This is a genomic window from Sporocytophaga sp., assembly GCF_017745095.1.
In the GTDB taxonomy this organism is placed as follows: Bacteria; Bacteroidota; Bacteroidia; order Cytophagales; family Cytophagaceae; genus Sporocytophaga.
Map to the genome: position 1 here is coordinate 49,490 of NZ_JAGHZZ010000018.1, position 14,224 is coordinate 63,713.

Sequence of the window (14,224 nt, forward strand, 5' to 3'; positions counted from 1 at the left end):
GAAGATATGTTAAATAATGTTCCAGTATTGACAACGTTACCAGCTACTGATATAAACAGGGCTAAGGAGTTTTATGAAGATAAACTTGGTTTGACGATTGAGGAATTTTATGAGGACATGATGGTGTTGGACGCCAATGGAGTTAAAATCACAGTTTATGAAAGGCCAACGCCGACTAAAGCCGATCACACAGTGATGACGTTTGAGGTGAAGGATATCGAAAATGAGATCAAAGGTCTCAAAACCAAAGGTGTGATCTTTGAAGATTATGACATGCCTGATTTGAATCTGAAAACCAATAAAAATCATGTGGCTGTTATGGAAAATGACAAAGCCGCCTGGTTTAAAGATTCAGAAGGTAATATCCTCTGTCTTCATGAGACGCTTGTGAAATAATTAGTTGAAAGGTGCTGTTTTAGTTTTCATACTAATAAATACAGGTAGTTCATTGACACGCATGAACTACCTGTTCAATTTTTATAAGCTTAATGCTTAAAGCGGAAAGTAAATTCTACTTTTATCCCAGGCATAAAAATTGGAAGTTTAAATCCTTCTTATTAATAATAGAGAAGAATTGAGCATGAGATTAGTTCTTACTTATTTCTTTTCTAAAAGCGCATCTGCTGCCAATATCAGAAACAGATAATCTGTAGTTCCGCCACCTAAAACATATTCTGTTTGCTGCCAAAGGTAAGGCCATTCAAGAAGCTCAGGATAATCCGGTCTGATCAATGCAGTTCCTGAAGCAATTCCTCCGGGAATGTATGACCAATCATCTCTGTTGAATCCGTATGCTACAGTCAATGATTTTGAACCGATACCAGAAGCAAAGGAAGAAGTGTTAGATCCCGGATGACATCCAAGAATAAAGTTCATAGCATGGAGCATATAAGTGTCAGGAAAGATCTCAGGAAATGAAGTGTGCAGAAAATACTGCTGAACACCAAAATTCTGTATGCCCCAACCTGCCCCCCAGATATATGGTTCATAAGGTATACCATACGGATTTCTTTTTTCCTGCTCGTCTACCTTAGCACGGAATGCTTTCACTGCTTTGAGTATAGCGTCTTTATATTTTTTATTATTTATAAGAGAAAAACTTCTTCCAACTACATGACCCGTCTGCTCAATGCTCTTACTGATAAGATCTGTATGAGCAACGAGAAAGTCTGCATACTTTTTATCTTTGGTTGTGATCAATAACTCATTTGCAAGTTTAACTCTTTGTAACGGATCACTTTCTTTAGTCCTATTCCAAAGTTCCTCAGCTATGAAAAGGCTTTTACTAGCAAGAGTATCATTGAATCCCTTCATCACTCTCGAAGAGGAAGCCAAAGCTGCAGCTACAAATAGTTCTCGTTCAGGATTGTTTTCTGTAAAGACCCATCTGTCATCTGCAGAGCCAGGATAGCCTACTTTAGGAGTAGTTGAAGAAGCTTTCATGACATAATTTTTATTATCTGTCATGTTTGCAGGGTCACCGAGTAATACATACTGTCTTAGTGTTGGGCATATAATACCCCTGTATAATCGTCCTAATGATTCATAACCACCTACGATCGATAAGAGCCCATGCTCAATCTGCTGAAGCATATCCGGTTTCCCATCTGGCTGATGTATTTCAACTATTTTATTTACCTGATCTATGCTTGTATTATCATAGTTGGTTTTGAATAGTTCATAAGCAAGAGCAAGTCCGTGAACTGTCTCTGCCTGAGATTCTACCCTTAGATCAAAGTCTCCGGCATCGTGCCAGCCACCTCTGTTAAGTCCGCTAGCTCTGTCTCCTGAAGCATGCTTGCATAAGGTAGAGCTTCCCTGTAAATAGCCATCAAAATGATTGGTATCTGTCGACGCCATTCGTGCATCATCAAGGTGACAGAAGCCGTGCCATACTTTGTATCTGTCGTTTACCTTCATATGACACATTTGTGCAGGAAGAAAAGTTTCCAGGGTAGGTTGCCAAACATTTCTCTTAAATACATCCTTGCTAATCTGAAATGGTTCAGTCGTGTAGGTATTGTATTTTACAACGTACATGCCAGGCTGTTTTATTGAGGAGAAATCAAACTTCAGGTACTTGTAACGGATAAATTTACCCCAGTCATTAGATGTGGTTTCCAGAGTTTTTTCCATGACTCCGTTTTCGCCAATTCTATAAAGTGTAACAGGATACCTTTGAGTTTCTGAAGCATCAAGTTCTACTATAGCTACTTTTTGTTGAAAAGGATGGTAACCCACTTGTGAAAGCTGTACAACAGGTTCATATTTCCATCCTGCTATTGCATGTGGGGTGATGAGCCATTCGATAGCATTGTTTGCAGCTCCTTCCGGAACAAGTGATCTTACTACAAACCAGCCATTGTTGTGCTGTGATCTTCCATCAATAAGCTGTAGTTTATTCCCTTTAAGATTTTCAATAACTAATCTTTGGCGATCAGATTCCGGAGCAACCACTAGTTTGTTACCTTCAGCCATAGGAGTGGTCTGGTATTGCTTATCCTGATCTATAAAGCCGGGTCCATTGAGTTGTCTGGGGAATATACCAAAGCTTTGATCCATATAATATGATTTGCCAAAGAGTATTCCGGGAAACAATTCAAAGTTGAAGCCTACTTTACCGATCCATTCTTTTGGTAATGGCTTGTCCAGGTCAACAATAACTCGTACAGCTTTCCCTTCGGGCTTGATTTTTAAAGTATATGAAAAGTTAAGATCAGGATAGATAATTGGATTAAACCCTTTTCTGTTTTTCTCCTGATCAGGATATTCCATGCGTACACTGATCTCGTTTTTATTTCTGTCGACCATGCGCTTACCAACTTTTGGTACTGGCTGCCATTGGCCTGGAGTAGGCTCAAGCCTTAAATCTCCATTAGTTCCTATTCTTAGACCATTTTGAATAATGCCTACTCCTCCCTGATGACTTTCCGGATAGAAGTCATGAGCAAGCATTACATTAAGGCCAGTCATTTCAAGGTATTCAAGATCATTTATTTTTAAGGACTCTTGTTGGGCTTTGGAAGACGTGTAAATAAGTATAAATGAAAAAAGAAATAGACGGTAAAATAATTTATTCATTCGTATTTTATTATAGTTATTATTATAAAAAGACCTATAAGGCTTATCCCTTATAGGTCTTAAAGAACTTACATTATTGGTTTTGAGCGAAAGAAGTTTTTCTGTTTAAGAACAAATGTTATTCAGCATTAAGTATAATGCTATTTTTCTCATTCATAAACGCTTCAATAGAAAGCGTCAGATAAGCAAGAGGTGCATTCCAGTTAATAGCTATTTCATTAGATGCATAACTGCAAACATTATCCATATATGCTTTTGCAGGAAGAGAAGAAGAGTATTCAGCTCCAGGACAATCACCTTTGTCCTGCATCTGAGGATTTGGACCTCCAGCAAGCCATCCTGGAATTGGTTCTACAACACCGTCAGCTTCTGATGGACGATGGTGAGGATGCATGGTAGATTTCTTTCCGAATCCGGTTACATAAGAATAACCAGTACCATTTCTTCCAAGCAGATAATCAAGAGAAGAAATAGCAGCATTTAAGTATGCCTGATTTTTAGTAAGGCTATATGCTTGCAATAATATTACTCCTTGGTTGGCTGCAAATGAATTACTACCCCAAGTAAAGTGGCCTTTGTTTTGTCCCATTGGAACTCCAAATGCAGATTCATTCATTGCATGATTTTTAAAATTGTCAGCAAGTTTCAGAAGCGCATTTTTTACAGCTTCATGGTCAGGGGTTTTTGAGAAACGGCTAAGAGAGATAAGTCCAAGAGTATTAACAGTCTGCCAGTCAGGAAGGTTAAATGAAGCTAAGTTCTCAGTTACTTTAGCATTTTGATAATAAACAGGATCACCAGTAGAAACGAACAGTTCTATATTCGCCCATTGAAATTCATCAGCAACATTTTTGTCGTCATAAGCACCGGTAACAACTGCGGGATCAGTGATTTTAGCCTGGTCATATAATACAGAAGGGTTTTTAGTTGCCCATTCCATCGCCTTTTTACTTGCATACAGACATTTCTCAGAGAATTTAGGAAGCTCTTTTTTATACTTGTTGAAAACCCTGGCGGATTGAGCCATCACAGCAGCAAAGTCAAGAGTAGCAGCAGTTGTTTTTTCTACTACATATCTTTTTTGCTCTGCATCACTTGGCATCACAAACCCATCGAAGTTTGGATTAGTCAGTTTATGATAAACACCTCCGTCTGCATCTTGCATGGTAAGCATCCATTTGATGTTATAAAGAGCTTCATCAAGAATATCCGGAAGTTTGTTGCTACTCTCTGGGATGTTAAGCTTTAATGTATCGAAATATTCAGGATTGTGTTCGTAGGCAGCTAATAAAGTGTAAGTTGATATTCCTGAATTGACAATATATTTATTATAATCGCCTGCATCATACCATCCTCCTGGAGAGGATATTACAGTTCCTGTAGGTCTTTTGTCAGTTTTTGCAGATGGGTGGATGTATACCACTGTATCAGGATGCCCTTCTTTTCTGGCAAATTTACCAGCATATTTTTTTTGAATAGGAGTGGATGCTCTTTGAAAGTAAAATGCTTTTACAGAAGCTTTACCAAGATCCTGATGTACTTTTTTATTTACTTCAAATGAATGGGAGTTTCCAATTCCAGGGATGTATAAGTGATATTTTCCCTCTTTTTTCAATCCTGAAAAATCTGCTTTGCTGGCAGTTTCATCAGAAAATTCCCATTTGCCTCCTTTTTTTAGGCTACCCTGAAATGCAGTATCTTTTTTCGTTTCATCTATGACGAAAAATTTTGATGCTTCAGAATTGACAACAATTGCAACTTTGGATGCTCCGGGATAAAATCCAACCTGATTTAAACGGATATCATCAGTACTTTTCTGGGAAAAAGCAGTTGTGTTTCCTAGAGACAGGAATGTGAGTAAACCAACTGCAGCGGTTGAAAATTGCTTTCCTCTTAACGTTTTTCTATTCATTTGAGTGGTTTTATGTGATCAATTGAGATTATTATTGCTCTATATTTATTCAAATTACCTAATATTATAGTGCCTTGTCAAGCACTAAAGATACTTAAGGTGTTGGTATACAAGAATTATTCGTAAATGATTGGGCACATAGTAACCAAAAGGATGAATCTATGTTTGTAAAAAGATGATATTTATGTGACTTTATTGAATTCATTGAGGCGGTTATATCACCTTTAAAAAACTTTGGTTTTTTATATTAAAGTTTTCAACAAATAGAATTGAATCTAAAATTTTAAAGAATTAATAAGTTTATTGTAAAATGGCGATAGGCAAAATAAGGGTAATTGTCATTGGAGCAGGAGCTGCTGGAATCCTTTGTGCTAAAGAGTTATCTGAAAAGGGATTTTCAGTAACAGTTCTGGAAGCAAAAGACTCACTAGGAGGACGTACCCATACTATTCAACCCGAAGGTTTTTCATATCCGATTGAAACAGGGGCGGAATTTATCCACGGAGACCTTCCCATTACCAAAGGCCTTGTCGAAGAAGCTGGACTTTCTTTAATAAAAGTAGAAGGTCAATCCTGGCACAGACATAACGGTCAATTATCGACATCCCAATACTTTATAGAAGAGTGGGATCTGCTTATGGAAAAGTTGCAGGCGCTTGACCACGACATTTCCATTGGTGAATTTCTGGAAAAGGAATTTTCGGATTCTCGATTTAACGCGCTTCGAAGATCGGTAATTGCATTTGTGGAAGGGTATGACGCCGCTTCAGTTTCAAGGGCTAGCACTTTTGCCCTCAGAGAAGAGTGGTTGAACGAAGATTTTGATGCACAATACAGAATAAAAGGAGGGTATTCAAAATTAATGAATTACCTGAAAATGGAATGTGATAAGAATGGTGTCAGATTTTCTTTTTCTGAGGAAGTAAAAGAAATACAATGGGATGTCAATCAAGTTCTGGTTAAAACAAACTCTGGTAAAGTCTACGAATCAGAAAAGGTAATCATTACCATTCCGATAGGAGTACTGCAAGCGGAAGATACAATTGTTTTTAAGCCTGAAATAAAAGACAGATTTGATGCAATCCAGAAGTTAGGATATGGATCTGTTGTAAAGTTTTTAATAGAATTCAAAGATAAGTTTTGGGAAACTATAGATCCTTTTAATGATGGTGTTGGCTTGAAAAAACTGGGATTTTTTTTCTCTGATGCATCAATTCCCACCTGGTGGACTCAACACCCTATGGATAGCGCCCTTTTCACAGGATGGCTTGCAGGCCCGAGAGCAGAAGAATATAAATTTAAAAGTCAGGAAGAAGGATTGGCAGAAGCTGTGAAAGCTTTAGCTTATATTTTCGGATATACTGAAGATGAGATACGAAATAAAATAAAAGCCTGGAGAATAATCAACTGGACAGAAGATGCTTACTCAAAAGGTGCCTACACTTATGCTACTGTTGAGGCTCCGCAAGCACGTAAGCAACTGATTAACCCTATAGAAAATATCATCTATTTTGCAGGAGAAGGTTTATATGAAGGGCCTGAAGCAGGCACGGTCGAAGCGGCGTTTGCTAGTGGTTTGAAGGTAGCAAATGAGTTTTAAGTTATAAGTATTAAATTCTAAGTTAACTTATTCTCTTATAACTTATAACTTTCTGCTTTCCAGTTTTTAAAAGGATTCTTAGAAAGATTGGAATTAAAATATCTTTCATCGCCACTTACTTCTTTATCAATCCATGCGGGAAGTGTGAATTTTTCGTCAGCAGCATCCAGTTCTATTTCAGCAATTATAAGTCCTTCGTTTTCTCCGTTGAAAACATCCACTTCCCAAAGCTTTCCGTCATGAAGAATCTCATGTCTTACCTTTTCAATGCAATTGGATGCGAACAAGTTTAAGAGTTCATTTGCATCTTCGGATGGTATTTCATATTCGAATTCAGCTCTGGAAATTCCTTCTGTTTTTCCTTTTATAGTTAAATAGCTTTTCGCTTCTGTGATCCTTACTCTAATGGTCTTTCCAGGTTCAGTAGATATGTATCCTTGTTTAAGATAAGATGCTTTACCTTTCGTTGCGCTTTCCCAAATGTCTTTCTTTATTAAAAACTTCCTTTCTATTTCTTGTCCCATTTTATTCTAAAGATTAGGATTAATTGAGCAATAAAGATAAGTTAAAATAGATCGGTTTTTACTATTGTTGAATTCTTTGATTCTTTTCATCCCTAATTTTTCTGCGACCTTTATAGACGCTGCATGATTATAAGGCATGTTTGCATAAAGTCTTTCTATGTTTAGTTCATTAAAGCCATATTCCATAATAGCTTTCGCTGCTTCAAAGCCAAAGCCTGAATTCCAGTAAGGTGTATGAATAATGTATCCCAGATCATGAATTAAAGTATTGTCTGTCTCAAGTTTTAAAATACCGCAATCTCCAATGAGCTCATTAGTCTTTTTTAAAAATATTGCATAGCGACCAAATCCATTTTCCTTATAGGATTGAATACTTCTATCAATCCATTTTTTAGTTTCTTTTAATATAAAAGGAGCAGGCCAGAATGCCATTGTTTGCGGATCAGAAAATACTTTTTGCGCAAAATTTAAATATTCAGTTTGGTATTCCTTGATTATCAATCTGTCTGTTTGTAGATCTTTCATTTTTGAAATATACAAAGAAAGTAAGGGTAAAGGATATAACTTAATTTTTCATTTAATCCCAGTGTCAATGCTGCTCATACTAAGTAATAGTTTGATTTTTAAAGGGTTTTAGAATGGACTTTTCTTGTGAAAATAAAATTCTGAAGAAAGTTTGTTCCGATAAATCTTTTGTTTTACTTTTGGTTTAACCAAATGGTTAAATCTTTTAGTTAAACCAAAATGTCAAATTCTAACGAGTCTAATACACAGGAAATTATAAAAAAGACAGCCCGCGAAGTCTTTTTTCAGAAAGGTCTTGATGGGGCCAGAATGCAGGACATAGCTGATAAGGCAGGAATAAATAAAGCATTGTTGCATTATTATTTCAGATCCAAGGAAAAGCTTTTTGAAATCATTCTGGATGAAGAGAAACAAAACTTTATGCGTTACCTAGAAGATATTATTACTTCTCAGGATATTACCTTTTTTGAAAAAATTGAAAAAATTGTCGAAAAGCAAATTGACAATATGATCAATGCTCCTCACTTGCCACATTTTATAATGAACGAGATCATCAAAAGACCTGAGTTGCTAAATCAAGTAATTGGGAATAGCGGGTTTAAGAGAGTCTTTGAGGTCTTTGTGAAGCAAACAAGTGCAGAGGTGAAGAAAGGTACCATAAGGAATATTAAAGGTGAGCAGTTGATGATGAATATTATGTGTATGGACACCTATCCATTTATTGCTAAGCCTTATTTTATGAATCTTATGGGCATTGAGTCGGAAGCCGAATATATAAAGGTAATGCAGAAAAGAAAAAAAGAAGTAGTTGAATTCATTATCACTGCAATCAAGCTTTGATTTTTATCTCCAACATTAAAATTAATTAAAGAATATCAATTGACTGAATTTATAATAGCTATGAAAAAGAATAGATTTTTAATCGGATTCTTGCTCTTGATCACATCGGGGAGTTTCGCTCAGGAATCTTTTACCTTAAAAAGTGCCATTGAGTATGGGCTTCAGAATAATCTGAAAATGTCCAAGGCTTTTAATGAAAAGGATAGAGCAAGACAAATGGAAAAAGAGAAGTTTTCTACCTACTTGCCTCAGGTAAACGGAACAGTGACACTGGATGATAATCTAAAACGTCAGGCAATGGTGTTTCCTAAAATACCAGTTATTATGCCTGATGGTGCTGTAGTGAGAATGGGTACTCAATATAGTACTGGTGCAGTTGTACAACTAGATCAGACAATCTATGATCAGGCTGCGCTGTTGGGAATAAAAGCAGCCAGACCTAATAAAGCTATGGCAGATCTTAGATATCAACAGTCTGAAGAAGGTATTATTTATGATGTATCTTACAGTTATTATCAGGTGTTTGTTTTTAAGCAATATCTTAATCTTCAGCTTGAAAACAAAAAGAAACAAGAGCAGTTGCTAGCAATTGCAAAGCTTCAATTGGATAAGGGTGTCATTAAGAAAAATGACTATAATAAAATACTAGTAACGCTGAACAATACTTTATCACAGCTAAGCTTGGCAGAACAAAATCTTGAACTTGCCAATAGTCGTCTTAAAAACGTGATGGGATTGCCGCTCGATAAAGAAATTTTACTTGCAGATACAGCTATATTAAAATCGAATGTAAGACTTGCTCAAGAAAGCGAGTTTGATGTGCAAAACAGAACAGATTTTAAACTTCAGCAAACTCAAATCATCTTTCATGATATTGACTCAAGAAGAATAAGAGGAGGAGGGCTTCCGAAGCTTACTGCCTATGCACGCTATGGTGTTCAGGCTATGGGTAATGATTTCCAAGAGTCCTTTAACAGAAAGTTCGATTATTCTTCTATTGGTTTAAAATTAACTGTTCCTCTTTTTGATGGACTAAAAAGAAATTCGCAATACAAGCAAGCCCGCATTGATATGAAAAATGCTCAGGCAGACCTCTTATTGAATGAAAGATCTTATCAGGTTGAATACTCCAACGCGAAGGTGCAGTTAAATAAGTCTGCAAGCAGCCTTGAAAATAATGAAAGTAATCTGAAGCTTGCAGAAGAAGTTTTTCAAACTACTACATTGGAATATCAGAGAGGGGTGGCTGGATTATCGGACTTGCTTAATGCAGAGTACTCATATAAAGATGCTCAGGTCAATTATATAAATTCATTATTAAACTACTATACCGCTCAGTTAGACATTGAAAAGTCAAGCGGTAACCTTAAAAACTTTGCTTCAAAACTTTAGTATTTTTAATTATCATATATATGAAAAAGAAAATTATAGTAATCTCTTCAGTATTGGTTATTGTTCTTTTTATCGGATTTAAACTTGCATCTAATAAAAAGAAACTAGATGAGAAAAATAAGCCTGCAGTTAATACAAATGTTGCCATACCTGTAAGTACATCCCTTGTGGCAGTTGGTCCTGTGTCAGGTGAAATGATTAAGGTGGGTACAGCAGCAGCTTTTCAGGAAGCAGATGTAATGGCCCTATCTTCAGGAAAAATATCGAACCTTAACATTGAACTTGGGTCTTATGTGAAAAAAGGACAAGCCATAGCTACCTTGGATACAAGATTGCTGCAACTTTCCCTCGAAGCTTCAGAGCTTGACCTGAATAAAATGAAAAAGGATTATGAAAAATACAATGATCTTTTACAGGGAAATGCAGCTACAGAAACTCAGGTAACTGACCTTCAATTCAAATATCTGACATCTGCTAATAAAGTAGAGCAAATCAAAAAACAAATTGCTGATGCTCACATTGCAGCTCCTGTTTCAGGTAAAATAACAAAGAAAAATTATGAAGAAGGTGAGTTTGTTAATCCAGGTGCAGCTATTGCTAGCATTGTAGATATTACTAGGCTTAAAGTAAAAGTAATGGTTAGTGAAAGAGAAGTTTACACATTAAAAGAAAATCAAACTGTAAAAGTAACTGCTGATGTGTTTCCTGATCAGGTATTCAGTGGTAAAATCTCTTATATCAGTCCTGCAGGTGACGAAGCACATAACTATCCTGTAGAAGTTATTATTAACAATTCTTCTTCAAATAGCTTGAAGGCAGGAACATATGTGAAAGTTGAATTTGGTACCAAATCTTCAGGTACTGCTTTACAAATCACCAGAGATGCACTTATCGAGAGTATCAAAAATCCAAGTGTATATGTAGTGGAAGGTGATATTGTGAAGAAAAGAAATATAAAGGTAGGCAGAGAGTTCGGTGCAACAGTAGAAGTACTTGACGGATTGAAAGAGGGTGAGATGGTAGTTACCAATGGTCAGATCAACCTTAATGATCAATCAAAAATTCAAATTGTAAAGTAAGGTTACATAAACGATTAATATTATGTCAATAACCGAAGTTGCAGTCAAAAGGCCATTATTGATTACGGTAATATTTACCGTTCTCATACTCTTTGGTGTTATTTCTTATAAAGAGCTTAATTATAATCTCTTGCCAAAGTTTGAGGCCAATGTTGTCACCATTATGACAACCTATAGAGGTGCTTCTCCTGATGAAGTTGAAAACTCTGTAACAAAGAAAATTGAAGAATCTGTCTCTGCAGTAGAAGGGTTGGATAAACTGACTTCTTCATCAATGGAGGGTGCATCAGTTGTAATTATTCAACTAAAAGCAGGTGTCGATGTTACGAAAACCCAGCAGGATGTTCAGAGAAAGGTAGACGGAATTCTTTCTCAGCTTCCTGATGAAATAACCAGGCCTGTAGTGAATAAATTTTCTACGGATGAAATGCCGGTAATGCGTTTGGGGGTAAATGGAAACCTAAGTCCTACATTATTGTATGATCTGATGGATAAGAAGATCAAGCCGCAACTTGCCAACGTTGCAGGTGTTGGTCAGGTGACAGTGGTGGGTGGTAATCCGAGAGAAATTAAAGTAAATATTGATCAGAATAAAATTCAAGCCTATAAAGTTTCAATCACTCAAATTTCTCAGGCTATTATTGCCGCAAATAAATCTTTCCCTTCTGGTAAGGTAGAAACAGAGAGAGACCAGTTCTCCATTAAGTTTGATGCTAAGATTGGCGATGTAGATTTACTTAGAAACCTTATTGTAAAGCAAAATTCAGATGGAAGTAAAATATACCTGAAAGATATTGCAGAGGTTGTGGATACTCAATCTGATGCGACTGCAATCAACCATGTTAATGGAATTCCTTCTCTTGGTATCATGATTCTTAAACAGACTGATGCCAATGCTGTAGAGGTTTGTAATCTGGTAAAGCAGAAAATTCAAGTGCTAGAAAAGCAATATGCTTCAAACGAACTGAAATTCGACATTTCTGTAGACCAGTCCAAATTTACTTTGGCTTCTGCAGATGCCGTTATTCATGATTTGTATCTTGCCGTTTTTATTGTGGCAGTTGTGATGCTTTTATTCCTTCACAGTGTAAGAAGCTCAATGTTCGTTCTGGTGGCTCTTCCTTCATCAATGATACCAACATTTATTGCAATGTATCTGTTGGGCTTCTCATTGAACCTGATGACGCTAATGGCATTGTCTCTCGTGGTTGGTATCCTTGTAGATGATAGTATTGTGGTTCTGGAGAATATTTACCGACACATGGAAATGGGTAAAGATAAAAGAACGGCATCCCTTGATGGTAGAAATGAGATAGGATTTACAGCACTTGCGATTACGCTTGTGGACGTAGTGGTATTTGTGCCTCTAGCGATGACTTCAGGTTTGATCGGTAATATCCTTAGGGAGTTCTCTCTTGTTGTGGTATTCTCTACACTTATGAGCTTAATGGTTTCATTTACTATTACTCCTTTGTTAGTTTCGAGATTCGGTAAGTTGGAAGTGTTAAATCCCAATTCTTTGTGGGGGAAAATCAATATTGGATTTGAGAATTTCCTTGATTCAATTAAACACGAATATGGAAAGCTTTTAAGGTGGTCATTGAGCAGCAAGCGTTGGGTATTATTGGCGACAATTATTTTGCTTATAAGTTCTTTCGCATTGCTTCCTCTTGGATTTATAGGAGCTACCTTTATCAGTTCCGGTGACCGTGGTGAAATGAGCGTTAAACTGGAACTGGCTTCACAAAGCTCGCTTTACCAGACAAACATGATGGCACAGAAAGTCGAGAAGATGATCATGGCTAAACCTGAAGTTGTTAAAGTTGTGACAACCATCGGTTATAGTAGCTCCAGCCCGTCATCAGGAGGTGGTTCTAACAGCAATATTGCGGAGATGACAGTGGTGATGGTTGATAAGGAGGCACGTAGTATTTCTGCAGAAGATTTTGGAGTTCAGTTAAAGGGTGAAATAGCTAAAATTCCAGGTGTAAAGGTAACTGTGAATCCAGTGAATATTACTGGTAGTAGCGGTGAATCACCGATTCAGGTTGCTGTAAAAGGTACTGATATGAAAGTGATTCGTGAGGCAGCTGCTATGGTTAAAGATGCTGTTAAAAGTGTACCTGGTACGCAATATGTTCAATATAGCGCAAAAGATCCTAAACCGGAGATTGAAGTGACACTTGATAGAGAAAAGATGGCTCAGCTTGGATTGAGTGCTAATGATGTGGGATCGACACTTCAGAATGCTTTCAGAGGAGACGAAACATCCAAATTTAAAGTGGGCGGTAATGAATATGATATATTCATCTCTCTTGATAAGTTTGACAGATCCAATATTGCAGATGTTAAAAATCTAACATTTGTGAATAACAAAGGCCAGAATTTCCACCTGGATCAGTTCTCTGAAGTTAAAGAGACAATGGGTGAAAGTGTACTTGAAAGAATTGACAGATTGTCTTCTATAAAGATCAATTCTTCTGTGGTCGGCAGACCTGTAGGTACTGTGGGTGCAGAGATAAAGGCTAAGGTTGATAATTTAAAACTTCCTGATGGTGTCATGATAGAGTATCTGGGAGATATGCAAAGACAGAAAGATGCCTTTGGAAGTCTTGGATTGGCTTTGATTCTGGCTTTGGTTCTTGTATATCTTATTATGGTGGCGCTTTATGAAAGTGTTGTTTATCCATTCGTGGTATTATTTGCAATTCCTGTGGCGACTGTCGGTGCTTTCCTTGCTCTGGCCCTGACTATGGAAAGTTTAAGTATCTTCTCTATTGTTGGTATGATCATGCTTATTGGACTTGTTACAAAGAACGCTATCCTTATTGTTGACTTTACAAATCAGTTAAAAGAAGAAGGACATAGTGCAAAAGAAGCCTTGATTGAGGCAGGTAAAGAACGTCTTCGTCCTATCCTTATGACTACTATTGCGATGATTGTTGGTATGTTGCCTATCGCATTATCTACCGCATCTGGTGCGGAAGTAAAGAACGGAATGGCCTGGGTAATCATCGGAGGTCTTACCAGCTCATTGTTACTGACACTTGTAGTTGTGCCAGCGGTTTATATGATTGTTGAGACAATCATCAATAAGTTTAAACCAAAGAAGAAGGACGAGGAGCAAACTGGAACAGAGGAGAAGGTAACTATCAACTTGCCAGTAATGCAGAACTAGATTTTTTTAAGATTTGGGTTTTATAAAAAAAGGCGATCATTTATGATCGCCTTTTTTGTTGGTGAGAGCTGTATCATTATGATCAAGTTCTTC

At 36.9% G+C, this 14,224-nt stretch carries 10 protein-coding genes; 6 read left to right on the forward strand and 4 right to left on the reverse strand.

Going from position 1 to position 14,224, the window contains the following annotated elements:
- Window positions 1-6: 6 nt before the first annotated feature.
- Window positions 7-396, forward strand: a complete 390-nt coding sequence (locus J7604_RS20655) for a VOC family protein (protein WP_293900129.1) — start codon at window positions 7-9, stop codon at window positions 394-396.
- 201 nt (window positions 397-597) lie between these two features.
- On the opposite strand, the gene J7604_RS20660 is transcribed toward J7604_RS20655, so the two are convergent.
- Together J7604_RS20660 and J7604_RS20665 are read right to left on the reverse strand one after the other, a co-directional pair.
- Complete coding sequence (locus tag J7604_RS20660) at window positions 598-3,081, reverse strand: glycoside hydrolase family 9 protein (protein WP_293900132.1); 2,484 nt, start codon at window positions 3,079-3,081, stop codon at window positions 598-600.
- 118 nt (window positions 3,082-3,199) lie between these two features.
- The gene (locus J7604_RS20665) at window positions 3,200-4,993 is read right to left on the reverse strand and encodes a glycoside hydrolase family 9 protein (RefSeq protein ID WP_293900135.1); all 1,794 of its coding nucleotides are present in this window, start codon (window positions 4,991-4,993) and stop codon (window positions 3,200-3,202) included.
- 310 nt (window positions 4,994-5,303) lie between these two features.
- On the opposite strand from J7604_RS20665, the gene J7604_RS20670 reads away from it, so the two are divergent.
- Window positions 5,304-6,593: an NAD(P)/FAD-dependent oxidoreductase gene (locus J7604_RS20670; RefSeq protein WP_293900138.1), complete on the forward strand. Its 1,290-nt coding sequence runs from the start codon at window positions 5,304-5,306 to the stop codon at window positions 6,591-6,593.
- Between the two features lie 35 nt (window positions 6,594-6,628).
- On the opposite strand, the gene J7604_RS20675 is transcribed toward J7604_RS20670, so the two are convergent.
- Both J7604_RS20675 and J7604_RS20680 read right to left on the reverse strand, forming a co-directional pair.
- Entirely contained in the window at window positions 6,629-7,117 is a 489-nt protein-coding gene (locus J7604_RS20675) for a CYTH domain-containing protein (protein ID WP_293900140.1), read from the reverse strand.
- A gap of 6 nt (window positions 7,118-7,123) precedes the next feature.
- Window positions 7,124-7,642, reverse strand: a complete 519-nt coding sequence (locus J7604_RS20680; protein ID WP_293900143.1) for a GNAT family N-acetyltransferase — start codon at window positions 7,640-7,642, stop codon at window positions 7,124-7,126.
- Between the two features lie 219 nt (window positions 7,643-7,861).
- Here J7604_RS20680 and J7604_RS20685 point away from each other — a divergent pair, with 219 nt between their 5' ends.
- From J7604_RS20685 to J7604_RS20700, 4 genes are read left to right on the forward strand one after another with little or no spacing between them, the layout of a single operon-like run.
- Window positions 7,862-8,482: a TetR/AcrR family transcriptional regulator gene (locus J7604_RS20685; RefSeq protein ID WP_293900146.1), complete on the forward strand. Its 621-nt coding sequence runs from the start codon at window positions 7,862-7,864 to the stop codon at window positions 8,480-8,482.
- A gap of 60 nt (window positions 8,483-8,542) precedes the next feature.
- Window positions 8,543-9,874 carry a TolC family protein gene (locus J7604_RS20690; protein ID WP_293900149.1) on the forward strand — a complete coding sequence of 444 codons (1,332 nt, stop codon included), beginning with the start codon at window positions 8,543-8,545 and terminating at the stop codon, window positions 9,872-9,874.
- A 20-nt stretch (window positions 9,875-9,894) separates the two neighbouring features.
- On the forward strand, window positions 9,895-10,953 hold the full coding sequence (locus J7604_RS20695) for an efflux RND transporter periplasmic adaptor subunit (protein ID WP_293900152.1): 1,059 nt from the start codon (window positions 9,895-9,897) through the stop codon (window positions 10,951-10,953).
- 22 nt (window positions 10,954-10,975) lie between these two features.
- Entirely contained in the window at window positions 10,976-14,131 is a 3,156-nt protein-coding gene (locus tag J7604_RS20700) for an efflux RND transporter permease subunit (RefSeq protein WP_293900155.1), read from the forward strand.
- Window positions 14,132-14,224: the final 93 nt, after the last annotated feature.

Coding starts and splice junctions, on each gene's coding strand:
- J7604_RS20695 (WP_293900152.1), top strand. CDS start 9,895: ATGAAAAAGAAAATTATAGTAATCTCTTCAGTATTGGTTATTGTTCTT.
- J7604_RS20680 (WP_293900143.1), bottom strand. CDS start 7,642: ATGAAAGATCTACAAACAGACAGATTGATAATCAAGGAATACCAAACT.
- J7604_RS20685 (WP_293900146.1), top strand. CDS start 7,862: ATGTCAAATTCTAACGAGTCTAATACACAGGAAATTATAAAAAAGACA.
- J7604_RS20700 (WP_293900155.1), top strand. CDS start 10,976: ATGTCAATAACCGAAGTTGCAGTCAAAAGGCCATTATTGATTACGGTA.
- J7604_RS20675 (WP_293900140.1), bottom strand. CDS start 7,117: ATGGGACAAGAAATAGAAAGGAAGTTTTTAATAAAGAAAGACATTTGG.
- J7604_RS20660 (WP_293900132.1), bottom strand. CDS start 3,081: ATGAATAAATTATTTTACCGTCTATTTCTTTTTTCATTTATACTTATT.
- J7604_RS20690 (WP_293900149.1), top strand. CDS start 8,543: ATGAAAAAGAATAGATTTTTAATCGGATTCTTGCTCTTGATCACATCG.
- J7604_RS20670 (WP_293900138.1), top strand. CDS start 5,304: ATGGCGATAGGCAAAATAAGGGTAATTGTCATTGGAGCAGGAGCTGCT.
- J7604_RS20655 (WP_293900129.1), top strand. CDS start 7: ATGTTAAATAATGTTCCAGTATTGACAACGTTACCAGCTACTGATATA.
- J7604_RS20665 (WP_293900135.1), bottom strand. CDS start 4,993: ATGAATAGAAAAACGTTAAGAGGAAAGCAATTTTCAACCGCTGCAGTT.